The organism is Streptomyces sp. NPDC006393 (assembly GCF_040628575.1).
Lineage (GTDB): Bacteria > Actinomycetota > Actinomycetes > Streptomycetales > Streptomycetaceae > Streptomyces.
In genome coordinates this window covers 1-24569 of sequence record NZ_JBEXZD010000079.1, presented here as the reverse complement: position 1 = coordinate 24569, position 24569 = coordinate 1, and the positions used below count along the sequence as shown (strand labels likewise).

Genomic DNA, 24569 nt, shown 5'->3' with positions numbered 1-24569 from the left:
GCTGAGTCTTAGCCAGTCGTCCGTACGTCCCCGTACCCGGTCCCGTACCGTGTCCGGGGACGTACGCACGTGTGAAGGGGAGGCGGGACCATGGCCGTGAAGGACCGGAATGACCGGGACCGGTTCTCCACCGCGACCAGGCTCAGGCTGCTCGGCGAGCAGACCGCGGCCCGCGTCTACCGCTCCCAGACCCGGCGTCAGGCCCGCCGCTCCCGGCTGACCGGGCGCGCCGCGCTGCTCGCGCTCGTGGTCTGCTCGCTGGTGGTCGCCCTGGCCTACCCGATGCGGCAGTACGTCGGCCAGCGCGCGGACATCGCCGACCTGAAGCGGCAGAAGCGGCAGGCCCAGGAGCGGGTCGAGCAGCTGCGCGACCAGAAGGCGCGCTGGCAGGACGACGCGTACGCCGAGCAGCAGATCCGGCAGCGGCTGCACTATGTGCTGCCCGGGGAGACCGGCTACATCGTGGTCGACCCGGGAGCGGCCAAGCAGTCCCGCACCGAGCAGGGGACGGCCCGCCGCCCCTGGTACACCAACGTCTGGTACGGAGTCGACAAGTCCGACGCCGCCCACCAGTGAACCGACAGAGAGATGTCCCCACAGGCATGGAAACACCCCCGCCGCCCACCCCGCGCACCGAACCCACCGACGCGGACGTCGAGGCCTTCAAGCAGCAGCTCGGGCGGCCGCCGCGCGGGCTGCGCGCGATCGCGCACCGCTGCCCGTGCGGGCAGCCGGACGTCGTGGAGACGGCTCCCCGGCTGCCCGACGGCACGCCCTTCCCGACGCTGTACTACCTGACCTGCCCGCGGGCCGCGTCGGCGATCGGCACGCTGGAGGCCGACGGCGTGATGAAGGAGATGACCGAGCGGCTGGCGAGCGACCCGGAGCTGGCGGCGGCCTACCGGGCCGCGCACGAGGACTACATCCGGCGCCGGGACGAGATCGAGGAGCTGACGGGCTTTCCGAGCGCGGGCGGCATGCCCGACCGGGTCAAGTGCCTGCACGTCCTGGTCGCCCACTCGCTGGCGGCCGGGCCGGGCGTGAACCCGCTGGGCGACGAGGCGATCGCCATGCTGCCTCAGTGGTGGCGCAAGGGTCCGTGCGTGACGGTGCCGGACGAGTCCGGGAAGAACGAGTCCGGAAAGAACGAGTCGGGGAAGAACGAGGAGGACGCCCAGTGAGCCGGGTCGCCGCCATCGACTGCGGTACGAACTCCATCCGTCTGCTCGTCGCGGACGCGAACCCCGAGACGGGCGAACTCGTCGACCTGGAACGGCGCATGACGATCGTGCGGCTCGGCCAGGGCGTCGACCGCACCGGTCGGCTCGCGCCGGAGGCGCTGGAGCGCACCTTCGCCGCCTGCCGCGAGTACGCGCAGGTCATCAAGGAGTACGGTGCCGAGCGGCTGCGTTTCGTGGCGACCTCCGCCTCCCGGGACGCCGAGAACCGGGACGAGTTCGTGCGCGGGGTGGTGGACATCCTCGGCGTCGAGCCCGAGGTGATCACCGGCGACCAGGAGGCCGAGTTCTCGTTCACGGGTGCGACGAAGGAACTGACGGGGCGTGACCATCTGGACAGGCCCTTCCTGGTGGTGGACATCGGCGGCGGCTCCACGGAGTTCGTCGTGGGCGACGACCACGTGCGGGCGGCGCGCTCGGTGGACGTGGGCTGCGTCCGTATGACCGAGCGCCACCTGGTGCGGGACGGCGTGGTGAGCGACCCGCCCGGCGAGGCGCAGATCGCGGCGATAAGGGCCGACATCGACGCGGCGCTGGACCTCGTCGAGGAGACGGTCCCGCTGCGCGAGGCACGCACCCTGGTGGGCCTGGCGGGCTCGGTGACGACCGTGTCGGCGATCGCGCAGGAGCTGCCCGAGTACGACTCGGCCCGCATCCACCACTCCCGGGTCCCCCACGACCGCGTCCGCGAGATCACACGTGCGCTGCTGCACTCCACGCACGCCGAGCGGGCGACGATCCCGTCCATGCACCCCGGCCGCGTCGATGTGATCGGCGCGGGCTCCCTGGTCCTGCTGGCGATCATGGACCGGATCGGCGCGGACGAGGTCGTGGTCAGCGAGCACGACATCCTCGACGGCATCGCCTGGTCGGTGGCCTAGGCGGGCTGCCCACCCGCTGGGGGCCCGCCCGCCGGGAACCCGGCCGCCGGGCTCCGCTCCCTGCATGTATGCTACTGCTCGGTAACATCTCTTGAGCAGGGGCGACGCCGTATGAGCGGGGTCGGCTCGGCTCTTCGGGCGACCGGGTGACGTCCCGTCGGGAAAACTTCGTGAAGTTCTTCACAAGGAATTCGGTCCGAGAGGTGGGTCCGGCGGCCTTCACGTGGCCTTCCGGGGTCCCTGCGGGCCGTCGGGGGCGTGGGGAAGGGTGCCCGCGGAGGATTCCGCAAGGGTCGGACGGAGCCCCTCGGTGAGGGCCGTGAGGACTCGGAGTGGCAGCTCACGCGCCCTTGACAACGGTCTTTACCGGGCGCCGGCCCCGTTCCGGTGCCATGACCTCGGTCATGTGGGTCGCGGAGTTTAGCACAGGGCCTGTCGAAGCTTGTGAAGGGGCGCACGAGCCACCCCCCTGAGCCGGGTGGATACTCGATGGCATGAGCACCACGGAGCGTCCCAGGATCCTCGTAGTAGGCGGTGGGTACGTAGGCCTGTACGCAGCTCGGCGCATCCTCAAGAAGATGCGCTACGGAGAGGCGACCGTCACGGTCGTCGACCCCCGGTCGTACATGACCTACCAGCCCTTCCTCCCCGAAGCCGCCGCCGGCAGCATCTCCCCTCGGCACGTCGTCGTCCCGCTGCGGCGCGTCCTGCCCAGGGCGGAGGTCCTCACCGGCCGGGTCACCATCATCGACCAGGACCGCAAGGTCGCCACGATCGCCCCGCTGGTGGGCGAGGCGTACGAGCTGCCGTTCGACTACCTGGTCATCGCGATGGGCGCGGTCTCCCGCACCTTCCCGATCCCCGGCCTCGCCGAGCAGGGCATCGGCATGAAGGGCATCGAGGAGTCCATCGGCCTGCGCAACCACGTGCTGGAGCAGCTGGACAAGGCCGACTCCACCACGGACGAGGAGATCCGCCGCAAGGCACTCACCTTCGTCTTCGTCGGCGGTGGCTTCGCCGGCGCCGAGACCATCGGCGAGGTCGAGGACATGGCCCGGGACGCGGCCAAGTACTACACCAACGTGTCCCGCGAGGACATGCGGTTCATCCTCGTCGACGCCGCGGACAAGATCCTGCCCGAGGTCGGCCCGAAGCTCGGCCAGTACGGCAAGGAGCACCTGGAGAGCCGCGGCGTGGAGATCTACCTCTCCACCTCCATGGACTCCTGCGTCGACGGTCACGTCGTGCTGAAGAACGGCCTCGAGGTCGACTCCAACACCATCGTGTGGACGGCCGGCGTCAAGCCGAACCCGGCCCTCGCCCGCTTCGGTCTCCCGCTCGGCCCGCGCGGCCACGTGGACACCGCGGCCACGCTCCAGGTGCAGGGCACGGACTACATCTGGGCCGCCGGCGACAACGCGCAGGTGCCGGACCTCGTCGGCCGCAAGGCGGGCAACGAGAACGCCTGGTGCCCGCCCAACGCCCAGCACGCGCTGCGCCAGGCCAAGGTCCTCGGCGACAACGTGGTCTCCGGCATGCGGGGCTTCCCGCAGAAGGAGTACAGCCACGCCAACAAGGGCGCGGTCGCGGGCCTCGGCCTGCACAAGGGCGTCGCGATGATCGTCATGGGCAAGATGAAGATCAAGCTCAAGGGCCGTCTCGCCTGGTACATGCACCGCGGCTACCACGGCCTGGCCATGCCGACCTGGAACCGCAAGATCCGCATCTTCGCCGACTGGACCCTCGGCATGTTCCTCAAGCGCGAGGTCGTCTCCCTGGGCGCCATGGAGAACCCCCGCGAGGAGTTCTACGAGGCCGCCAAGCCCGCGCCGGTCGCCGCCGCGAGCAAGCCGGAGGCGAAGGCCAAGGCCTCCTGACCGACGGTCACCGGTCCACCCCGAAGGGGCCGCCCGCCATCCGTGGTGCGGGCGGCCCCTTCGGCGTTCCCGGCGCGGCTCCGGGTCCCGAATGCGTGTGCGCTGCAACTGTTTTGCCCAGTCGTAACCCGCTTGCGGGACTGCGCGGAAGGCGTCCTGGTGTTTACGTGGTGGATGACATTCCGGCGTTCGTCGTCACGGAGGTGTGCACCATGCCCGACGCCGCGCTGCGGCTCACAGAACTGCTCGAACAGCTGCTGGGTGCCCCGCTACCGGTGCGTGTCCGCGCCTGGGACGGCTCGGAGTCCGGGCCGCCCGGGACGCCGACCCTCGTCGTTCGCAACCGCCGCGCGCTGCGCCGGTTGCTGTTCAAGCCCGGCGAACTGGGTCTGGCCCGCGCCTGGGTGGCCGGGGACCTGACCGTCGACGGCGACCTCTACACCGCCCTGGGTCTGCTCTCCGGCCTGATCTGGGAGCGCGGGGAGGACGCCCGGGGCCTCGCCGGTACGCTGCGCGACCCCCGGGCGCGGGCCGCCGCCCTGGGCCTGGTGAAGCTGGCCGGGCCGCCGCTGCCGCCCGCCCCGCCGGCCGAGGAGGTCCGCCGCCCCGGCCATCTGCACACCCGGCGCTCGGACAAGCGCGCCATCAGCCACCACTACGACGTCGGCAACGACTTCTACGAACTCGTCCTCGGCCCGTCGATGGTGTACTCCTGCGCCTACTGGCCGGCCCCCGAACCCGGCGCCACCCTGGAACAGGCCCAGCACGACAAGCTGGAACTCATCTGCCGCAAACTCGACCTGAAGTCCGGTCAGCGTCTCCTCGACGTCGGCTGCGGCTGGGGCTCCATGGCCATCCACGCGGCCCGCGAGCACGGCGTGAGCGTCGTCGGCGTCACCCTGTCCCAGGAGCAGGCGGCGTACGCCCGCAAGCGCGTCGCCGACGAGGGGCTGACCGACCGGGTGGAGATCCGCGTCCAGGACTACCGCGACGTGGCCGACGGGCCCTACGACGCGATCTCCTCCATCGGCATGGCCGAACACGTCGGCGCCGCCCGCTACCTGGAGTACGCGAACGACCTGTACGCCCTGCTCAAGCCCGGCGGACGGCTCCTGAACCACCAGATCGGCCGCCGCCCGCAGCGTGACGAGTCGGCGTACCACGTGGACGAGTTCATCGACGCCTACGTCTTCCCGGACGGCGAACTCGCCCCCATCGGCACCACCGTCACCCAGCTGGAGCGCGCCGGCTTCGAGGTGCGTGACGTGGAGTCGATCCGCGAGCACTACGCGCTCACCCTGCGCCGCTGGGTCGCCAACCTGGAGGCGAACTGGGCGCGGGCGGTGCGGCTGACCAGCCCCGGCCGTGCCCGCGTCTGGCGGCTGTACATGGCGGCCTCCGCCCTCGCCTTCGAGCGCAACCGCATCGGCGTCAACCAGGTGCTGGCCGTGAAGACCCCCGAATCCGGTGACTCGGGGATGCCACTGCGGGCCCGTACGTGGGGTGCACCGGGCACCTGACGGGCAACGCGTCCCTACGCCGATGGGCCCCGTTCCGCCGAGGAACGGGGCCCATCGCGCAGCCGCGCCGCTACTCCGACTTGATGGCTTGGAGCATGTTCAGCCGGGCCGCCCGGCGGGCCGGCCACAGCGCGGCCAGCACGCCGACCGTGGCCGCCAGCAGCAGGAAGACCCCCATCCGGACCCAGGGCAGCACCAGTTCGTACGTCGTCATCCTGGCGCCGAGCAGCTGACCGGCCGCCCAGCCGAAGAACACGCCCAGGCCGATGCCGAGGACCCCGCCGAACAGGGAGATCACCAGGGACTCCAGGCGGACCATCCGCTTGATGCCCTTGCGGTCCAGGCCGATCGCGCGGAGCATGCCGATCTCCTGCGAGCGCTCGAACACCGACATCGCCAGGGTGTTGATGACACCGAGGACCGCCACGATCACCGCCATGGCGAGCAGGCCGTAGAGCATGTTCAGCATCAGCGTGAAACTGCGCGCGATGGTGTTGGAGATGTCCTTCTTGTCCTGGACCTTGATCGCCGGGTTGGAGCCCAGCGCCTCGACCAGCCGGTCCTTGGCCGCGCCGGACGCGCCGTCGGCGGTCTTCACCATGACCTGCATGTCGGTCGGGTCCGACTGGTGCGGGGTCAGGGTGGCGTTGTCGAGCATGATCCCGCGGATCATCTCGTTGCCCTCGTAGACGCCGGCGACCGTCAGCTTCTGCTTCTTCCCGTCCTCGTAGGAGACGGTGAAGGCCGAACCGGCCGTCCAGTGGTGGTCCTCGGCGGTGTCCTTGTCGACCACGACCCGGGTGCCGCCGACGGAGAAGGAGCCGTCGTCGACCTTCAGATCGGTCAGCCGGCCGATCACGGCGCCGTTCACGCCGGTCAGGTACTCGGTCTCGCCGTCGATGCGGGAGGGCGCGTTGCGCAGCGGGCTGGTGGCGGTGACGCCCTCGGTGGCCTTCAGCTTCCGGTCGACGTCCAGGGACAGGCCGTTGCCGTTCGCCATCGACACCACGTAGTCGGCGCGGATCGAGGAGGACGCCATCCTGTCGATCGCCTGCTGGAGGCTGCCCGCCATGACCGTCATGCCGGTGATCAGGGTCAGCCCGATCATCAGCGCGGACGCGGTGGCCGCCGTACGGCGCGGGTTGCGCACGGAGTTCTGCCGGGCCAGCCTGCCGGAGACGCCGAAGACGCGCAGCACGGGGTCGGCGGCCGCGATCAGCGGCCGGGACAGCAGCGGGGTCAGGACGAACACGCCGATGATCAGCAGCACCGCGCCGAGGCCCATGGGGGCCTGCCCGGTGTCGCCGTCCATCTTGGTCGCCGCCAGGATCACCACGACGCCGGCCGCCGAGAACAGGGCGCCGAGGGTGTTGCGCAGCACCAGCGACTTGGTGGTGGCCTGTGCGTGGACGCTGCTCATCGCCGCCACCGGCGGGATCTTCGCGGCACGCCGGCCGGGCAGCCACGCGGCGAGCATCGTCACCAGGATGCCGACCGCGAGCGCGGTGGCGACGGTGCCGGGCGTGACGACCAGCGGCCCGTCCGGCACGGTGGCGCCCAGCGACCCCAGCAGGGACCGCAGCCCCGCGCCGATGCCGATACCGGCGACCAGACCGGTCACGGCGGCCACCGCGCCCACCACGAACGCCTCGATCAGCACCGAGCGGGTGACCTGCCGGCGGGAGGCGCCGACCGCGCGCAGCAGCGCCAGTTCCCTGGTGCGCTGGGCGACCAGCATGGTGAAGGTGTTGGCGATGATGAACGTGCCGACGAACAGCGCGATCCCGGCGAAGACCAGCAGGCCCTGCTTCATGCTGCTCATGGACGAGGAGATCGCCTGCGCCTGGTCGTCGGCGAGCTTCCGGCCGGTGGTGGTCTCGGTCTTCCCCTTCGGCAGCGCCTCGTCCAGTTGCGCCTTCAGCGCCGTCTGGCTGGTGCCGGCCTTGGCCTTCACGTCGATCTCGTCGTACGTGCCCGGCTTGCCGAACAGCTTCTGCGCGGTGGCCGTGTCGAACAGGGCGAGGCTGCCGCCGGCGGCGACGTTGCCGTCGTCGGTGGTGAAGATGCCGCTGACGGTCGGGGTGAGGACGGGGCCGTCGACGGAGATCCGCACCGTGTCGCCGACCTTGTAACCGGTCCGCCGGGCGGTCTCGGAGTCGATGAGGACCTGGCCCTCGCCGTGCGGGGCGGTGCCGTCGGTGAGCGGGTAGCGGGGGTCCTTGCCGCCCCAGTAGTTGCCGCCCTCCGACTGGAAGCCGCCGCCGATCAGCTTGCCGTCCTTGTCGGCGATCGCGGTGAAGCCGCGCACGACACCGAGGGCGGAGGCCGCCCCCGGCACGTGGGCGCTCCGCTCCAGCGTCGCCCGGGTCAGCTCGGGCGTCCTGCCGACCCGGTCGCCCTCGCTCTTCTGGTGCTTGGCCTCGACGGCCACGTCGACATGGTCGAAGCCCTTGGCGGCGCTGTTCTGGAAGGCGTCGGAGATGGTGTTGGTGAAGACCAGGGTCCCCGAGACGAAGGCGACGCCGAGCATCACGGCGAGCACGGTCATGAGGAGCCGGGCCTTGTGCGCAAGCACGTTGCGCAAGGCGGTGCGGAACATGGGGTTGTCTCTGTCCAGGTGTACGAGGTGGGGGAGGGGCTTGTCCGGGGAGGTCAGCTGGTGCGGCCTTTGGCGTCGAACTCGGGGGTCTGGGGGTTCCCCCCAGGGAGATTCCGCATCCGGTCCAGCACGGAGTCGGCCGTCGGCCCGTACACCTCGTCCACGATCCGGCCGTCCGCGAGGAACACCACCCGGTCCGCGTACGCCGCCGCCACCGGGTCGTGGGTCACCATCACCACCGTCTGGCCGAGTTCGCGCACAGAGTTGCGCAGGAAGCCGAGCACCTCGGCGCCCGAGCGCGAGTCGAGGTTTCCGGTGGGCTCGTCACCGAAGATGATGTCCGGCCGGGAGGCCAGCGCCCGCGCGACGGCGACGCGCTGCTGCTGACCGCCGGACAGCTGCGAGGGCCGGTGCCCCAGCCGGTCGGCGAGCCCGACCATCGCGATCACCGTGTCCAGCCACTGCTTGTCCGGCTTGCGGCCCGCGATGTCCATGGGGAGCGTGATGTTCTCCAGGGCCGTCAGCGTCGGCAGCAGGTTGAACGCCTGGAAGATGAAGCCGATCTTGTCCCGGCGCAGCCGGGTGAGCTGCTTGTCCTTCAGGGAGCCCAGCTCGGTCTCGCCGATGCGCACGGACCCGGAGGAGAAGGTGTCCAGGCCCGCCACGCAGTGCATCAGCGTGGACTTGCCGGACCCGGAGGGGCCCATGATCGCGGTGAACTCGGCCTGCCGGAAGTCGACGGAGACCCGGTCGAGGGCGACCACCTGGGTCTCGCCCTGTCCGTAGATCTTCGACAGATCCGTGGCGCGCGCGGCCACGGCGGTGGCCCGGCCGGCGATGGAAGAGGTGGTCACGGGTGAACGCTCCTGACGGGACGACGGATGATCTCGGGTTCTCGAGGCTTGGGTTCTCGAGGTCTTGGGTTCTCGAGGTCTTGGGTTCTTCGAAGTCTTGGGGTTCCCGAGGCCTCGGGGCGCTCGGGCTTCTCGGGCTTCTCGGGGGTATGACCATCGTCGCCGCCGCACGGGCCCACCGAGTCAGCCGCTGCTCCGGTTCCGGGGGGCGACTCGGGTCGGACCGCACACGCCCGTGTCATACCTGGGGATGACCCCGGTCCCTGAGACCCGTCAACGACGCTCCCCCGGAAGGGCGGCGTCGAGACCGGGTGGAGTGGCGTTGCCCGGACGGTGAAATTCCGTCATTCCGCGTGCGCGGGCGGACTCGGCCCGTAAGGCTGTTGGCAGGTGCCGACCGGCCACGAGGAGTGCTGATGGACCCTCAGACGTCAATAAAATAAGACAACATAGGTCCGTCAGTCCGCTGTTCGGGGGACGCCTCCCGATAGGCTCGGAACCTCAGCGCGGAGCCCATGGCCTGCCCGGATGGTGGAATGCAGACACGGCGAGCTTAAACCTCGCTGCCCCTCGCGGGCGTACCGGTTCAAGTCCGGTTCCGGGCACCTACACGTTCACGGCACCTCGCCTGTCCGCGGGGCAGGGAGGTGCCCTTTCGTTGTCCGCGGGAGCGGGGAGGTGCCCTCCGTCCTCGGTGCGGGTGGTCAGCCCTCGTAGACCGTCAGGACGGCGCCGTCCATCTCGATGCGGCGGCCCGCGCGCATTCCGTTGCGGCGCAGGGTGCGCAGGCAGGTGTGGAACAGGACCAGCTCCTCCGCCTCCAATATCGCGGCGGCCAGGTCCAGGAGCTCGGCCAGTGCCTCGTCGGTGAGCACCTCGGGCAGTTCACCGGACAGCAGGACCATCGCGTCTCCGGCGGGATTCCGGACCACGGCCGTGGTCGGTCCGCCATGCACGAACAACACATGTCCCCCCTGGGAGCCCGGGGTCGTGCGGCTTTCGCGCCTCGGGCAGACGAGAGACTAGCGGCGGATCTCGATGGGTATCGGGTCGTCTGAATTCTTTTTCCGACTTGGCGGGAGAACGTCCGTTCGGTGCCGCCGTTGTCCGGCCCGTGCTCGGGACCGTCAGTTCTCCCGTGAGGCGCGGTCCAGGAGGGACTCCACCAGGGCCGCGACGTGGCGGCGGTCGTCGGCCGACAGCTTCTGCACGCTGGCGATGAGCAGGTCGACCTCGGGGTCCGCGGGGCGGGACGCCTCCCCGTCGGCGCCCGGGGTGGCGGAGGGGCCGTAGACGTGGATGCCGCAGGCCTCCGCGGCGGCCCGGCGGACGGTGTCCAACGGGAGTTCCAGGCCCTTGGACAGTCCTTCGAGGGTGGCCGGCTGGGGCATGCGCACCACGCGGTCGGCGGTGGCCAGGTGGTGGACCGTGGAGCGGGGGATGCCGCCGCGGCGCGCCACGTCGCCGTAGGACCAGCCCTTGCGGTCGAGGCGCTCACGGATCAACTGCTGCAGTGCGTTGGCCACCGGTGGTCACTTCCTGCTCGCCGCCTGGCAAAACCCGTGGGAACCCTCCACGTGGAGCCCGATTCTACGGGCGTCGGCGCACGTGGCCGAGAGGGGGATTCGTGGAGGGGGTTGCGCAAGTGCTTCACGAGGCCCTAGTGTCCAATCTCGTTGGACAGCTCGTCCGACCAAGTTGGACAGAGTCCGGGGGGAACCTGACTCTCTCCGACCGGACACGCCCATCCCTGAGGGGGAATTGACCATGATGGACGCCCACGAGCTCGAGGCCGAGTCCGCGGAGCTGCTGCCGGGCCGCGAGGCCCTCGGCCGGCTGAAGTTCAGCTTCACCAAGTCGGTGAACGTCACCAAGCACGTCGCCAACATCTCGGCCGCCAACCAGTCCGCCGCCCTGAACGACCACTCGTTCGGCTCCGTGGCCAGCTCCGGCGCCGGTCAGAGCATCAGCGTCAGCCAGTAACGCCTGCCCCACACCTACCCAGACACTTAGAAATCGGAAGGACGTCCGTCATGAGCATGGACATGCACGAGCTGGACACCGAGTCGGCGGAGCTGCTGCCGGGCCGCGAGGCCCTCGGCCGGCTGAAGTTCAGCTTCACCAAGTCGGTGAACGTCACCAAGCACGTGGCCAACATCTCGGCGCACAACGAGTCCGCCGCGCTCAACGACCACTCCGCGTGGTCCGCCGCCGAGTCGCAGGCCGTCCAGAGCATCAACGTCACGCAGTAGCGGCACCACGGCAGCGCCCCGAGCGGCGCTGCCGACGACGCCACCGGGGGCGGACCGCGCGGGGGGTACGACGCGGTCCGCCCCCGGAAGGATGACGTGGGGGGAGACCACATATGACGGTGCTCGGAGACGGGGCGCCGACACTGCACGACACGGGCCCGGTCCCCGGGCCCGGCGGCTGGCCGGTGACCTACGAGCAGGTGGCGACGGGCACCCTGCCGCTGGTCGGGCAGCAGCCGCCGCCGCTCGTCCCACGTCTGAGCGCGGGACTGCGGCTGCACGGCGAGTACCAGGGGTCGGGCTTCACCGAGCCCAAGTACATCGCCCGTCGGGGGGACGGGCAGGTCGTGCAGCTGTCACGGCTGCTGTATCTCGTCGCCTCGTCCATCGACGGCGACCGCGACACCGAGACCATCGCCCACCGCGTCAGCGCACGGTTCGGGCGCGAGGTCAGCGGCGAGAACATCCGCTACCTGGTCGAGAACAAACTCGAACCGCTCGGTGTGACGGTCCCCGACGGCCAGGAGAGCGAGGAGGTCGACGCACCGCGCTCCGACCTCCTGCTCGCCCTCAAGGGCCACCGGGTGATCTTCAACGAGCGCCGTACGGCGAGGATCGCCCGGACGTTCGCCTGGCTGCACCGGCCGGCCGTGGTCGCGCTGGTGCTCGCCTCGGCGGTCGTCATGGACGTCTGGCTGTTCGGCTTCTTCGGCGCGATCGAGCCGGTCCTGGAGGTCCTCGACCAGCCCGTCCTCATCCTCATCGTCTTCGTCCTCACCGTGGCCTCCCTCGTCTTCCACGAGTTCGGCCACGCCTCCGCCTGCAGATACGGTGGCGCCCACCCCGGGTGCATCGGCTGCGGGCTCTTCCTCATCTGGCCGTCGATGTACACCGACGTCACCGACGTCTACCGGATCGGCCGCGCCGGACGGCTCCGCACCGACCTGGGCGGGGTGTACTTCAACGTCGTCTTCATGCTCGCCATGGCCGGGGCGTACTTCGCCACCGGGGCGCCGTTCTTCCTGGCCGCCGTCTACCTCGGCCACTTCGAGATCCTGGAACAGCTGATGCCGGCCGTCCGCCTCGACGGCTACTACATCCTCGGCGACCTGGCCGGGGTGCCCGACCTGTACGGCAAGATCAAGCCGATCCTGCTGGGCCTGGTGCCGGGCAGGAAGGGCCGGGCCGCCCGCAAGGAGGTCGCCGGGCTGAAGAAGTCGGCCCGCACCATCGTCGCCACCTGGGTGCTGACGATGGTCCCGCTGATCGTCGGCGAACTCGGCTACGCCCTGTGGAACCTGCCGCGCATCATCACCACCATGATCCGGTCGCTGACCGAGCAGATCGCCGGCACCGGCTCGGCGTTCGTCGACGGGCGGATCGTCGAGGGCCTGGTCGGCCTCATCGGCTGCGTCATGCTGCTGTGCCCGATGGCCGGCGTCGTCTATCTCTCCGTGAAGCTCGGCGGGCGGCTCTTCCGCGCCGCGAAGCGGGCCACGGCGGGGCGGCCGGTCCTGCGGCTGGCGGTGTGCGCGCTGACGCTGGCCGGGCTCAGCGGGCTCGGCTATGCCTGGGTGTCCGGGATGACACCGCAGCCGCTGCCGAAGAAACCGCCGATCGCGCCGATCCTCCAGCCCGGGGTGTCCACGCAGGAGCCGCGGCCGCGGCACGCCTCGACGCCGGGAGGGCCGTCGTCGGGCGAGCCGTCCGGCGGGGCCTCCGCGGTGCCGTCGGGGACGGCGGGGACGGCCTCCGCCGGCACGGCGGGGCCCAGTGACGGACCGTCGGCGTCGGCGTCGGGCAGTGCGGCCTCCCCGGTCGAGGCGTCGGGTGCGGCCTCCGCGGAGCCGAGTGCCACGCGTCGGGAGGTGCCCAGCGGCGAGGGCACGGTGGGGGAGCCGGCGCCGTCCGTGTCGGCCGGGGGGTCGGTGCCGGAGGCTTCGCCCACGGCGTCCGAGAGCGTGTCGGCCGTGCCGAGCGAGAGCACATCCGCGGTGCCGCCGCCGTCCGGCAGCGGGTCCGCCAGTCCTGTTGCCGCCTCGCCCTGAGGGCGGGAGCGGTGCGGGCCGGTGGGGCTCGGTGGGGGGCGCTAGCACCGCTTGAAAGGCGCCGCTGCGCCCACCCGTGCCGCCCCGCGGCACGACTGCCCGCAGCTACGTCAAATTGATCGCAGGAGATACCCATGAGCAGTCATCGCAAGCCACGTTCCTCCAGTCGTCCCCTTACTCAGCGAGCCGTGCGGATAGGGCTGTTCGCCGCCGGGGTCGCCGGCGTGGCGACCGCCGTGCCGGCGCAGGCGGCGACCGCCGTGCCGCACGCCGCCGTTGCCTCCGACCACGTGTTCAGTCACGCCGACCGGGTGCACCACACACAGGCCAGGGACTCGTTCACCGTGCGCCAGTACGGCACGGTGAACGCCGCCGCCGTGCGCAACCAGGCCAACGCCGTCTCCGTCGGCTGCTCGGCCGACGACGCGTGCCGTTCCGTGGCGCTGTCCTTCCAGATCGTCACGTTCGCCGGCGAGCGCACGCACCTGAACGCGGTGAACCTCAGTGACGCCGCCAACAAGAAGTGCGCGGGCTGTCAGACCCTCGCCGGGGCCTACCAGTTCGTCGTCTCCACGCCGACCCCGATCACCTTCGACGCCGCCACCCGGCGCAAGCTCGACGACATCCACCGCCGGCTCGACGCGCTGACCCGTTCCTCGCTCCCCGCCGCCGAACTGAAGTCGCGGGTCGACGGTCTGGCGGCCGAGGTCGGCACCGTGCTGCACGACGCGGTCGCCGCCGCCCCGAAGGGCGAGGCGCCGCCCGCCGTGACCCTGCACCGCCACCTGGACGGCTGGCCGGGTCGCTGACCGGGCCGTAGTCGTCGCGGTCGTCCCCCTGGGCCGGCCGCCGGGTCCGCGACCGTGAACGCGGACCCGGCGGCCGGCCGTCGTCGTGTGCGGACGGGAACCATTGACATCGGGTGGGTGCGGGCGGAGACTCAGGCAAGGCGAGATCGGTGAACAAAACTTCACCACGCGAACAAGGCAACGACGCCCACCCGAAGGGAACGACCGATGCGCACCACCGTCGGCATCATCGGAGCCGGCCCGGCCGGCCTGCTCCTCGCCCGGCTGCTCCACAACGCCGGAATCGACTCGGTGGTCCTGGAGAGCCGTGACCGCGACTACGTCGAGCAGCGGCAGCGGGCCGGAATCCTGGAGCAGGGCACGGTCGACGTGCTGCGCGCGGCCGGTGCCGGGGAGCGGATGGACCGCAGGGGGCTGCGGCACGACGGGATCGAGCTGCGGTTCGACCGTCGCCGGCACCGGGTGGACTTCCCCCGGCTGACCCGCGGGCGGTCCGTGATGGTCTACGCCCAGACGGAGGTCTGCAAGGACCTCATAGCCCTCCAGCTCAAGGAGGGCGGACCGCTGCTGTTCGAGGCGGAGGCGCTGGCCGTGGAGGACGTGGAGAGCGACCACCCGGCCGTCCGGTTCCGCCACGGCGGGCTCGAGGACGTCCTGGAGTGCGACTACGTCGTCGGCTGCGACGGCTTCTGGGGAGTGTCGCGGAAGGCCGTCCCCGCCGCCCTCTCGCGCGTGTTCGAGCGGACGTACCCCTTCGGCTGGCTCGGCATCCTCGCCGACGTCGCCCCCTCCCACGACGAGCTGGTCTACGCCCGCCACGACCGCGGCTTCGCGCTGCTGTCCATGCGCTCCCCCTCCGTGTCCCGCCTCTACCTCCAGGTCCCCGCCGACACCGACGCGAAGACGTGGGCCGACGACGCGATCTGGGACGAGCTCGAGCGGCGGCTGGAGACGGACGACGACTGGACGCTGCGGCGCGGACCGATCACCCAGAAGTCGGTCACCCCGATGCGCTCCTACGTCCACGAACCCATGCGCCACGGCCGGCTCTTCCTCGCCGGCGACGCCGCCCACATCGTGCCGCCCACCGGCGCCAAGGGCCTGAACCTCGCCGTCGGCGACGTCGTCACCTTCGCGCGGGCCCTGACGCACCGGCAGGAGACGGGCTCCACCGCACTGCTGGACGCCTACTCGCAGACCTGTCTGCGGCGGGTCTGGCAGGCCGAGCGCTTCAGCTACGACATGACGACGATGCTGCACCGTCACCCGGACGCCACACCGTTCGACGAGCGGCTGCAAGTGGCCCGCCTGGACCGGATCGCCTCCTGCCGGGCGGCCGAGACCGACCTCGCCGAGGGCTACACCGGGTTCCCGATCGGCTGACGGAGTGCTCCCGGATCCCCCCGGATCTCCGGCTGATTCCGGCCATGTCGCAGGTTGGTCATGAACGGGCCCGTCCGTGGCCGGGAATCACCGGCCCGCGTAGCGTGTTCCGCAGCAGGACGAGGGAAAGATCCTTCCCAGGTATTAGGGTCGATCCTTTGCCGTTCCATTACTCTTGAGCCAAGGTCGCGTCGTGTCGGCCATGGAGGAGTGAGATGAGGAGCAGAAACCCGGTCTTCTCGCGACGGGGATTCAGCCGCGACAACGGCTACGCGGGCTTCAACACCGCGCCGCAGGCCGGGGGCCCCGCTGTCGGCACGCAGGGCAATCCGTACGCGCAGGGCAATCCGTACGCCCAGCCGAGCGGCAACCCCTACGCGCAGAATCCTTACGCTCAGCAGGACCTTCAGTACGGCGCGCCGCCACAGGCCCCGGCCACCGCCGGCCGGATGACGATGGACGACGTCGTCGTACGCACCGCGTCCACGCTCGGCACCCTGGTCGTCACCGCCGCGCTCGCCTGGGCGCTGCTGCCGGTCGACGAGGCGCAGATCAGCCGGTCGTACGGCATCGGCATCGGTGCCGCGCTGATCGGCATGGTGCTGGCCTTCGTGCAGTCCTTCAAGCGCAAGGCCTCGCCCGCGCTGATCCTGGCCTACGCCGCGTTCGAGGGCGTGTTCCTCGGCGTCGTCTCCAACATCGTCGACACCCACATCGCGAACGGTGCGGCCATGCAGGCCGTGATCGGGACGATGGCGACCTTCGCCGCCGTGCTGGTCGCGTACAAGGCGGGCTGGATCCGCGTCAACCGGCGGTTCGCCGGCTTCGTGATGGCGGCCACGCTCGGCTTCCTGCTGCTGATAGTGGTGAACCTGCTGTTCGCCGCGATCGGCGGCGGCGACGGCCTCGGCTTCCGCAGCGGCGGGCTCGGCATCCTCTTCGGTGTCATCGGCGTCATCCTCGGCGCCTGCTTCCTCGCCCTGGACTTCAAGCAGGTCGAGGACGGCATCGCCTACGGCGCGCCGCGCGAGGAGGCCTGGCTCGCGGCCTTCGGCCTCACCGTGACGCTGGTGTGGATCTACATGGAGTTCCTGCGGATCATCGCGATCCTCAACAGCAACGACTAGCGGCCGTCCGCGGCAGCGACCGCCATCGGTCGTCCGCGGCGGTCGTCCGCGTGACGAAGGGCCCCGGCTCCCGCCGGGGCCCTTCGCCGTCCGCCGGTGCGCCGTGGCGCGCCTAGAGCAGTTTGCGCGCGGCCCTCCTCAGGTCGTACTCGTGGATGATCGCCTTGGCGTGGCCGTACGCGAGGTTGTGCTCGTGGCGGAGCCAGCTGAGCCTCTCCTCGAAGCAGAGTGCCGGGCCTTCTTCGACGGTGCGCAACCAGTCGGCGACTTCACGACCGGTGCACTGGGGGATGCGGGCGAGCAGGTTGCGGTGGGTCTCTTCGGAGAAGACTTGGGACATCGGCGCCTCCGGACGCGTTCGATGAAGCCGGTCCTTCACGTCACCGTGCCTGAGCGTTCGCGTATTGGCAACAGTCCTGGTACGGCGCGTAGTCTCGCGGCGTGGTTGACACGACATCTCTGACCCGGGCAGTGGATCACTTCGCCGACCGACTGAGGGCGGCGCCGCAGAGCCGGCTGCAACGGGCCGCCGCCGCCGAAGCGCTCGCGCTGGCAAGGGAGTTGGCCCGGCGGGCACAACTGCTGGAGGACCCCTCGGCGGAGCCGCGCGAGATGCCCGACGCCGGGATGTTCGCGGCCGCGGACCAGATCACCGTCGCCGGACACGACCTGGCGCTCGTACTCCAGAGCGAGGCCGAGGTCCAGGAGGCCGTCCGGCTGGTGGAGGAGGCACAGAAACGCGCGGGTGTGTGAAGCGCGCGGGCATGAGGAACGCGCGGGTGTGTGAGTCCGTGTGCGTCCCGGCCCCCGCGTAGCGTCGCGCCGGCGGCCCGGCACCGGACCGCCGCGCCGGTCGTTACAGCGAGGCGATGACCCGGTCCGCCAGGATGTACACGTTCTCCTCGCCGCAGGAGAAGGTCAGGGTGTAGGCGCCGGAGATGCCCGAGCCGCCCAGCAGGACCGGGGACCGGCCCGCGCGCAGGGCCTCGGCCAGGCGTTCGGCGGTCTCGCGGTGGCCCGGGGTCATGCACAGGGTCGTGCCGTCGGCGAAGACGTAGACGTCGAGGGTGCCCAGCGGGCCCGGGCGGACGTCGGCCAGCTCCACGCGGGAGGTCGCCAGTTCCTCCAGTGTGGCCACCGTGCGCTCGTGGTCGCCCACGACCGGGGACGGGTGCGGGGTGAAGTCCGGGTGCGAGGGGTGGCGGCGGCGGGCCGCGGCCAGCTCGGCGGACTCGCCGGATGTACCGCCCTGGGCGGCGTCCCTGCCGGGGAGGCCGGAGAGCTCGTCGGCGTCCGCTCCGGTCTCGGCGACCGGCTCCAGATGGTCGAAACCCGCGAAGTCGGCCTGACGGGGCAGGAACAGCTCGCTGTCGGGCAGCCCCAGCAGGGAGGGCGCGTCCGTGGCGTCCCGCGCTTCCTGGGCGGCCCAGAAGGCCCGCGCCTCGGCCAGCTCCCGCTCCCGCTCCTCCGCCAGCGCCTGGACCACGGCGGCGCGTATCTGCTCCGCGTCCGACTGCCCGCGGGCGGCGGGCAGCAGGGCCCGCGCCGTGGCGGCGTGGTTCTCGGCGAGCTGGTTCTGCAGGGCCGTGACCTGGCGGCGCAGCGCGAAGAGGGTGCGCAGGACGGCGACGCCCACGGCGCCGGTGGCAGCCGTGGTGAGCAGCAGGGCGATCGGCATGGCGCTCACTGACGTACTCCTGGGTTCAAGGTCGACCCCCGACTTCCTACCTCAGCTTGAAGGGCGGACTATCCAGCTGTCAGTGCGTAACGTCACCAATCGGGCATGAATGCGGCTTGTGCGGCGCTTGAATTGCCGGGCGTGACGCTGCTGACCTGCGAAGATCTCCTTCCCGGGGGAGATAGGTCACACTCTGGGGGAGATTGGATCACAAAACGGCCCGGAATCCGGGAGTTTCTTGGATTCCGGGCCGTTCGCTCACGCTGGGTGCTACGGCGGGCACTGACGGTCCTTCAGCCAGCCGTCCGGGACGGCCGGACGATCAGCTGAGGCGCTCGATGACCATCGCCATGCCCTGGCCGCCGCCGACGCACATCGTCTCCAGGCCGAACTGCTTGTCGTGCCACTGGAGGGAGTTGATCAGCGTGCCGGTGATGCGCGCGCCGGTCATGCCGAAGGGGTGGCCGACCGCGATGGCGCCGCCGTTGACGTTCAGCTTGTCGATGTCGATGCCGAGGTCGCGGTAGGAGGGGATCACCTGGGCGGCGAACGCCTCGTTGATCTCCACCAGGTCGATGTCGTCGATGGTCAGGCCGGCGCGCTTCAGGGCCTGCTTGCTCGCCTCGACCGGGCCGAGGCCCATGATCTCCGGGGAGAGGCCGGAGACGCCGGTGGAGACGATCCGGGCGAGCGGGGTCAGGCCCAGCTCGCGGGCCTTGGTGTCGGACATGATGACGACCGCGGCGGCGCCGTCGTTGAGCGGGCAGCAGTTGCCGGCGGTGACCAGGCCGTCGGGGCGGAAGACCGGCTTCAGGCCCTGGACGCCTTCCATGGTGACGCCCGCGCGCGGGCCGTCGTCCTTGCTGACGACCGTGCCGTCCGGGAGCGTCACCGGGGTGATCTCCCGCTCCCAGAAGCCGTTCTTGATGGCCTCCTCGGCCAGGTTCTGGGAGCGGACGCCGAATTCGTCCATCTCCTGGCGGGTGACGCCCTTCCAGCGGGCCAGGTTCTCGGCGGTCTGGCCCATCGCGATGTAGGCGTCGGGGACGAGGCCGTCCTCGCGCGGGTCGTGCCAGGTGGTGCCCTCCTGCTGGGCGACGGCCGCGGTACGGGCCTCGGCCTCGGCGAACAGCGGGTTGTGCGTGTCCGGCAGGCTGTCGGAGTTGCCCTTGGCGAAGCGGGAGACCGTCTCGACGCCGGCCGAGATGAAGACGTCGCCCTCGCCGGCCTTGATGGCGTGCAGGGCCATGCGGGAGGTCTGGAGCGAGGAGGAGCAGTAGCGGGTGATCGTGCAGCCGGGCAGGTGGTCCATGCCCATCTGCACGGCGACGATCCGGCCGAGGTTGTTGCCCTGCTCGCCGCCGGGCAGGCCGCAGCCGAGCATCAGGTCGTCGATGTCCCTCGGGTCCAGCTCGGGGACCTTCGCCAGTGCCGCCTGGATGATCGTGGCGGTCAGGTCGTCCGGGCGCAGGTCCTTGAGGGAGCCCTTGAAGGCGCGGCCGATGGGGGAGCGGGCGGTCGAGACGATGACGGCTTCGGGCATCACGGCTCCAGTGGCATGCGAGGTGTAAGGGGGCGGGGCTCATGGGGAAGTTACCCGGACGTATGGCCCGGGTCACGGGAACGGCGGTGTGATCCTCGCCGCAACTTTCTAAGCGCTTGCTTTTCCCTGAGGGTGCCTCGCCCTTGAGGGTGCCCCCAGGCGCGGGACGCCCCCAAGGGAGCGCGAGATCAGGTCGGGGCCTGGACCGGCGCGGGGTCCGGTTCCGCGACCCGGCGCCGCCGGCGCCGCTTGAGCAGGGCCCATGGACCCCGCGGCCCCGTCGGCATCGCGGCGGTGACCTCCGTACCCGCCTCCGACGCGGCCTCCGCCGCCGCCCGGGCCACCGGCAGGAACCCCTCGCGCCGCGACACGTCCGGCCGCTCCTCCTCCGCCGGCCACAGCCCCAGCACCGCGCACACCGTCGGCAGCACCGCCATCGCCGCCGTGGCGTACCCCTCGGCCGAGGGGTGGTAGTTGTCCGGGCCGAACAGCTCCCGCGGATTCGCCTCGAACTCCGGGCCGAGCAGATCGCCCAGCGACACGGTGCGGCCCCCCTGCTCCACCACCCCGATCGTCTGCGCCGCCGCCAGCTGCCGGGAGGCCCGGCGGGCCAGCCAGCGCAGCGGCTGCTGCACCGGCTCGATGGTGCCCAGGTCGGGACAGGTGCCGACGACCACCTCGGCGCCCGCGGTGCGCAGCCGGCGTACCGCCGCCGACAGATGGCGTACGGACTGGGTCGGGGGCATCCGGTGGGTGACGTCGTTCGCGCCGATCATGATCACGCAGACGTCGGGCGTCTGCGCCGGGTCGGCCGTCACCAGGGCCACCTGGCGGTCCAGGTCGTCCGAGCGGGCGCCGGGCACCGCGACGTTGCGCAGCAGCACCGGCTGCTCGGCCACCGCCGCCAGGCCCGACGCCAGCAGCGCGCCCGGCGTCTGCCCGGACCGGTGAACCCCCTGGCCCGCGGCCGTGGAGTCGCCGAGCATGGTCAGCCGCAGCGGGGGGTCGCCCGGAGCGTCGTAGACATGGCCGTAGAGGCCGTCCGCGACCGGCACGTGGTTGTCCGTGCCGTTGCCCACGTGGCGCTTGGCCAGCTGCACCTCGGCCAGCAGCAGCCCCATGGCCGCCGCGCCGGCCAGGCCGAGCCCGCCGCCGCCGTACGCGGCGCCGGCCGCGATCCGCCGGGCCACCCTCGCCCTCGACATGCTCGTCATGCCCGCCGCCACCTCCCGCAGAGCCGTACATCCACTCCTTGCCCCGTACCGACCGTCATCCAATCTCCACGAAGAGTGAACGACCGCCCCGCGCCCACCCCTGGCCTTAGGCTGGCGACACCACCACGACCACTTTGTGCAGCAACCGGAGACAACGGTGCGATTCCACGACTCGATGATCAGTCTCGTCGGCAACACGCCGCTGGTGAGGCTCAACAGCGTCACCAAGGGCATCAGGGCGACCGTCCTGGCCAAGGTCGAGTACTTCAACCCCGGCGGTTCCGTGAAGGACCGCATCGCCCTGCGGATGATCGAGGCGGCCGAGCAGAGCGGGGAGCTGAAGCCGGGCGGCACGATCGTCGAGCCGACCAGCGGGAACACCGGCGTCGGCCTGGCCATCGTGGCCCAGCAGAAGGGCTACAGGTGCATCTTCGTCTGCCCGGACAAGGTCTCCACCGACAAGATCAACGTGCTGCGCGCGTACGGGGCGGAAGTCGTGGTGTGCCCGACGGCCGTGGCGCCGGAGCACCCGGACTCCTACTACAACGTCTCCGACCGGCTGGTCCGTGAGACCCCGGGGGCCTGGAAGCCCGACCAGTACTCCAACCCCAACAATCCGCTCTCCCACTACCACTCCACCGGCCCCGAGCTGTGGGAGCAGACCGAGGGGCGGATCACCCACTTCGTGGCGGGCGTCGGCACCGGCGGCACCATCTCCGGCACCGGCCGCTACCTGAAGGACGTCAGCGACGGCAGGGTCCAGGTCGTCGGCGCCGACCCCGAGGGCTCGGTCTACTCCGGCGGCTCCGGGCGGCCGTACCTCGTCGAGGGCGTCGGCGAGGACTTCTGGCCCACCGCCTACGACCGCACCGTCGCCGACGAGATCGTCGCCGTCTCCGACAAGGACTCCTTCCAGATGACCCGCCGCCTGGCCAAGGAGGAGGGCCTGCTGGTCGGTGGCTCCTGCGGCATGGCGGTCGTCGCGGCCCTGCGCGTCGCCGAGCGCCTCGGCCCTGACGACGTGGTGGTCGTCCTGCTGCCGGACAGCGGACGCGGATACCTCAGCAAGATCTTCAACGACGAGTGGATGGCCGACTACGGCTTCCTGGAGGACGAGGGGCCCAGCGCCCGCGTCGGCGACGTGCTGCGCGACAAGGAGGGCGGCATCCCCTCCCTCGTCCACATGCACCCGGACGAGACCGTCGGCCAGGCCATCGAGGTGCTGCGCGAGTACGGCGTCTCGCAGATGCCGATCGTGAAGCCGGGCGCCGGTCACCCCGACGTCATGGCCGCCGAGGTGGTGGGCTCCGTCGTGGAGCGGGAGCTGCTGGACGCCCTGTTCACCAGGCGCGCCTCGCTGGAGGACCCGCTGGAGAAGCACATGTGCGCGCCGCTGCCGCAGGTCGGCTCCGGCGAGCCGGTCGCCGACCTCATGTCGGTGCTCGGCGCGGCGGACGCGGCGATCGTGCTGGAGGAGGGCAAGCCCACCGGCGTGGTCAGCCGGCAGGACCTGCTGGCGTTCCTGGCCAAGGCCGGGAAGCAGTGACGGAGAACGGGCGGTGACCCGCGGCTGAGGGGGAGTCGTGAAAGTGGTACGAGCGTGTCACGTGCGCGCAGTACCCGCTTAACACGGGTCCGGCAGAGTGGGGGATGTCGGCGGGAGGTGGGGGTGTCACCCAGGCGTCAAGCTCTGGGGGAGGCTTCCCTCCCGGTCGGCGACGTACGGCGGCAGGACCTCCGGAGCGGCTCCCGGACCTCCTGGACGCCATGGACGCGCAAGCCCGGTCCTGACCCGGCCCGCGTCCCCCGCGGGGACCGCCGTCGTCCCGCCCCCCAGCGATGGGGGTGCGGCGGTCCCCGCGTACCTCCGTGTCCGTTGTGTCAGTCCTCCCAGCGGTCGTCCTGGGAGGACCTGGCGCGGCGGGTGCCGAAGAGGCCGGGGTTGGTGCGCGCGGCCTGGACGACGTTGACGCCGACGATGCCGGCCCAGGCGGCGACGAGGCCGGGCAGGTGGGCGACGCCGCCGCCGATCGCGGACAGCGGCACGGCCAGCACCAGCGAGACGATGCCGAAGCCGAAGCGCTCGCCCCAGGTGTCGGTGGCCTTCGGCGAACGGGCGTCGCGGGCCACCGTCATCTGCTGCTCGGCGAGCTGCCGGCGGACACGGCGTTCGACGGCGCCGTCGATGCGCTGGTCCACCTTCTCCAGGAACGAGTCGACCAGCGCGGACTCGTAGTCCTCGCCGAGTTCCCTGCGGGCCTGCAGGGTGGCGTCGAGTTCCTTCTTCAGGTCGGTGTCACGCGCGTCCATTCCGCTCATGGCGACCAGGCTAGGGAGCCGGGCCGTCGCCCGCACTGGGGCTAGCCCCCGGCTTCGGCGGGGGAAGGCCGCCCGCCGCCGGCGGCGCCCGGGTGCGGCTGCGGTGCGGCGCGCGCCGACGGCGGTGGCTGCGTCCACGAGTAGCACACCGCCGGTCGCGACACGTGCGCGATCCGTCGCGCTTGGCCGATCCCTTGCCCGGCCTGTATGACCTCATGCAGAGTTCTTGGTGTCTGAATAGGAACTGGTCGGGGAGTACTCTCCCGGGTCGTCGACGACTTCTGGAGGGGGAGCACGTCATGAGCGGGACCGACAGCCCTGCCGCACGGCTGCAGGCGCTCTTCGAGGGGCACCGGCTCACGCCGACCCAGCGGCGCATCGCGCACAGCATGGTCCGGCGGGCCGCCGACGTGCCGTTCCTGTCGAGCGTGGAGCTGGCCGAGCTGGCCGGGGTCAGCCAGCCCTCGGTGACGCGGTTCGCGGTCGCCCTGGGCTTCGACGGCTACCCGGCGCTGCGCCGGCACCTGCGCGAGGTCGCGCCGGCCGAACCGGCCGCCGAGCCGGCGTCGCACAACGAGTACCAGCAGGCCGTCGAGGCCGAGATCGAGAACCTGCGGCACCTGGCGGAGGCGCTCGCCGATCCGGGTCCGGTGCGGCAGGCGGGCCGGATCCTCGCCGCCTCGCGTCCGCTGCCGGTCCTGGGGCTGCGGGCCGCGGCCTCCCAGGCCTACGGCTTCGCCTACTTCGCCGGCAAGGTCCACCCGGACGTACGGCTGCTCGACGAGGGCGGCACGATGATCCAGGACCGTGTCGACGCCGCCGTACGGGCGGGCGCGTCGGCGCTGCTGTGCTTCGCGCTGCCGCGGCATCCGCGCGAGGTGGTCGACACCCTGGCCTACGCCAAGGAGGCGGGGCTGACCGTGGTCACGGTCGCGGACTCGGCCTTCGCGCCGGTCGCGAAGTACTCCGACCTGCTGCTCCCGGCGGCGGTCGGCACCGGGCTCGCCTTCGACACGGCGTGCGCGCCGATGCTGCTCGGACGGGTGCTCCTGGAGGCCATCTGCGACGACCTGCCGGACGCGCAGGCGCGGCTGGAGGAGTTCGACTCACGGGCGGCGGCGCGCGGGCTGTTCGTGGACTGAACTCCTTCTCGGACCCCGGCCCGTCGTTCTCAGATTCGTCTCACGAAGGCTCGCTAGCCTGCCCGCCCGAACGAAGGTGTGCCGG

General features: G+C 71.3%; 23 protein-coding genes and 1 tRNA gene. 15 read left to right on the top strand and 9 right to left on the bottom strand.

The annotated features are described in order from the left end of the window. Positions 1 to 90 precede the first annotated feature (90 nt). From ABZ484_RS27035 to ABZ484_RS27015, 5 genes are all read left to right on the top strand, one after another. Positions 91 to 576, top strand: a complete 486-nt coding sequence (locus tag ABZ484_RS27035; protein ID WP_358868521.1) for a septum formation initiator family protein — start codon at positions 91 to 93, stop codon at positions 574 to 576. Between the two features lie 26 nt (positions 577 to 602). Continuing rightward, positions 603 to 1181, top strand: coding sequence for a DUF501 domain-containing protein (locus ABZ484_RS27030; protein WP_358868520.1), 579 nt, complete (start codon positions 603 to 605; stop codon positions 1179 to 1181). Beyond that, positions 1178 to 2119, top strand: a complete 942-nt coding sequence (locus tag ABZ484_RS27025; RefSeq protein WP_358868519.1) for a Ppx/GppA phosphatase family protein — start codon at positions 1178 to 1180, stop codon at positions 2117 to 2119. The genes ABZ484_RS27030 and ABZ484_RS27025 overlap by 4 nt, the downstream gene beginning before the upstream one ends. Positions 2120 to 2613: 494 nt before the next feature. Beyond that, on the top strand, positions 2614 to 3996 hold the full coding sequence (locus ABZ484_RS27020) for an NAD(P)/FAD-dependent oxidoreductase (RefSeq protein ID WP_358868518.1): 1383 nt from the start codon (positions 2614 to 2616) through the stop codon (positions 3994 to 3996). Positions 3997 to 4208: 212 nt separating this feature from the next. Beyond that, a complete protein-coding gene (locus ABZ484_RS27015) occupies positions 4209 to 5516 on the top strand; it encodes a cyclopropane-fatty-acyl-phospholipid synthase family protein (RefSeq protein WP_358868538.1) in 1308 nt (435 codons plus the stop codon). 70 nt (positions 5517 to 5586) lie between these two features. Here ABZ484_RS27015 and ABZ484_RS27010 read toward each other — a convergent pair whose 3' ends face one another. Further along, positions 5587 to 8115 carry an FtsX-like permease family protein gene (locus ABZ484_RS27010; protein WP_358868517.1) on the bottom strand — a complete coding sequence of 843 codons (2529 nt, stop codon included), beginning with the start codon at positions 8113 to 8115 and terminating at the stop codon, positions 5587 to 5589. 53 nt (positions 8116 to 8168) lie between these two features. Next, on the bottom strand, positions 8169 to 8969 hold the full coding sequence (locus ABZ484_RS27005) for an ABC transporter ATP-binding protein (RefSeq protein WP_358868516.1): 801 nt from the start codon (positions 8967 to 8969) through the stop codon (positions 8169 to 8171). A gap of 522 nt (positions 8970 to 9491) precedes the next feature. Here ABZ484_RS27005 and ABZ484_RS27000 point away from each other — a divergent pair. Beyond that, positions 9492 to 9574: transfer RNA gene (locus ABZ484_RS27000), tRNA-Leu, on the top strand. A gap of 99 nt (positions 9575 to 9673) precedes the next feature. Here ABZ484_RS27000 and ABZ484_RS26995 read toward each other — a convergent pair. Both ABZ484_RS26995 and ABZ484_RS26990 read right to left on the bottom strand, forming a co-directional pair. Further along, positions 9674 to 9934 carry a hypothetical protein gene (locus ABZ484_RS26995; RefSeq protein WP_358868515.1) on the bottom strand — a complete coding sequence of 87 codons (261 nt, stop codon included), beginning with the start codon at positions 9932 to 9934 and terminating at the stop codon, positions 9674 to 9676. Positions 9935 to 10096: 162 nt separating this feature from the next. Continuing rightward, positions 10097 to 10495, bottom strand: coding sequence for a helix-turn-helix transcriptional regulator (locus tag ABZ484_RS26990; RefSeq protein ID WP_358868514.1), 399 nt, complete (start codon positions 10493 to 10495; stop codon positions 10097 to 10099). A 241-nt stretch (positions 10496 to 10736) separates the two neighbouring features. Here ABZ484_RS26990 and ABZ484_RS26985 point away from each other — a divergent pair, with 241 nt between their 5' ends. The 6 genes from ABZ484_RS26985 to ABZ484_RS26960 all read left to right on the top strand — a co-directional run bounded on the left by ABZ484_RS26985 (position 10737) and on the right by ABZ484_RS26960 (position 16588). Next, entirely contained in the window at positions 10737 to 10952 is a 216-nt protein-coding gene (locus ABZ484_RS26985) for a hypothetical protein (protein ID WP_358868513.1), read from the top strand. Positions 10953 to 11002: 50 nt separating this feature from the next. Then, the gene (locus tag ABZ484_RS26980; RefSeq protein ID WP_030164093.1) at positions 11003 to 11221 is read left to right on the top strand and encodes a hypothetical protein; all 219 of its coding nucleotides are present in this window, start codon (positions 11003 to 11005) and stop codon (positions 11219 to 11221) included. A gap of 113 nt (positions 11222 to 11334) precedes the next feature. After that, on the top strand, positions 11335 to 13269 hold the full coding sequence (locus tag ABZ484_RS26975) for a hypothetical protein (RefSeq protein WP_358868512.1): 1935 nt from the start codon (positions 11335 to 11337) through the stop codon (positions 13267 to 13269). A gap of 188 nt (positions 13270 to 13457) precedes the next feature. Then, positions 13458 to 14078, top strand: coding sequence for a hypothetical protein (locus ABZ484_RS26970; RefSeq protein ID WP_358868511.1), 621 nt, complete (start codon positions 13458 to 13460; stop codon positions 14076 to 14078). A 207-nt stretch (positions 14079 to 14285) separates the two neighbouring features. Further along, on the top strand, positions 14286 to 15461 hold the full coding sequence (locus ABZ484_RS26965; protein WP_358868510.1) for a 4-hydroxybenzoate 3-monooxygenase: 1176 nt from the start codon (positions 14286 to 14288) through the stop codon (positions 15459 to 15461). Between the two features lie 215 nt (positions 15462 to 15676). After that, positions 15677 to 16588, top strand: coding sequence for a Bax inhibitor-1/YccA family protein (locus ABZ484_RS26960; protein WP_358868509.1), 912 nt, complete (start codon positions 15677 to 15679; stop codon positions 16586 to 16588). Between the two features lie 112 nt (positions 16589 to 16700). On the opposite strand, the gene ABZ484_RS26955 is transcribed toward ABZ484_RS26960, so the two are convergent. After that, a complete protein-coding gene (locus ABZ484_RS26955) occupies positions 16701 to 16928 on the bottom strand; it encodes a DUF4287 domain-containing protein (RefSeq protein ID WP_030164109.1) in 228 nt (75 codons plus the stop codon). A gap of 101 nt (positions 16929 to 17029) precedes the next feature. Here ABZ484_RS26955 and ABZ484_RS26950 point away from each other — a divergent pair, with 101 nt between their 5' ends. Continuing rightward, positions 17030 to 17341: a hypothetical protein gene (locus ABZ484_RS26950; RefSeq protein WP_189899577.1), complete on the top strand. Its 312-nt coding sequence runs from the start codon at positions 17030 to 17032 to the stop codon at positions 17339 to 17341. Between the two features lie 103 nt (positions 17342 to 17444). Here ABZ484_RS26950 and ABZ484_RS26945 read toward each other — a convergent pair whose 3' ends face one another. From ABZ484_RS26945 to ABZ484_RS26935, 3 genes are all read right to left on the bottom strand, one after another. Then, complete coding sequence (locus ABZ484_RS26945) at positions 17445 to 18275, bottom strand: hypothetical protein (protein ID WP_358868508.1); 831 nt, start codon at positions 18273 to 18275, stop codon at positions 17445 to 17447. A gap of 313 nt (positions 18276 to 18588) precedes the next feature. Continuing rightward, positions 18589 to 19809 (bottom strand): acetyl-CoA C-acetyltransferase, encoded by a 1221-nt coding sequence (locus ABZ484_RS26940; RefSeq protein ID WP_358868507.1) that lies wholly within the window; start codon positions 19807 to 19809, stop codon positions 18589 to 18591. Between the two features lie 188 nt (positions 19810 to 19997). Further along, entirely contained in the window at positions 19998 to 21023 is a 1026-nt protein-coding gene (locus ABZ484_RS26935; protein ID WP_358868506.1) for an SGNH/GDSL hydrolase family protein, read from the bottom strand. A gap of 157 nt (positions 21024 to 21180) precedes the next feature. On the opposite strand from ABZ484_RS26935, the gene ABZ484_RS26930 reads away from it, so the two are divergent. Next, a complete protein-coding gene (locus ABZ484_RS26930; RefSeq protein WP_358868505.1) occupies positions 21181 to 22569 on the top strand; it encodes a cystathionine beta-synthase in 1389 nt (462 codons plus the stop codon). 335 nt (positions 22570 to 22904) lie between these two features. Here the strand turns inward: ABZ484_RS26930 and ABZ484_RS26925 are convergent, their stop codons facing one another. Continuing rightward, positions 22905 to 23333, bottom strand: a complete 429-nt coding sequence (locus ABZ484_RS26925; RefSeq protein WP_358868537.1) for a hypothetical protein — start codon at positions 23331 to 23333, stop codon at positions 22905 to 22907. Between the two features lie 308 nt (positions 23334 to 23641). Here ABZ484_RS26925 and ABZ484_RS26920 point away from each other — a divergent pair, with 308 nt between their 5' ends. Continuing rightward, positions 23642 to 24484: a MurR/RpiR family transcriptional regulator gene (locus tag ABZ484_RS26920; protein WP_358868504.1), complete on the top strand. Its 843-nt coding sequence runs from the start codon at positions 23642 to 23644 to the stop codon at positions 24482 to 24484. The last annotated feature ends 85 nt before the right edge of the window (positions 24485 to 24569 follow it).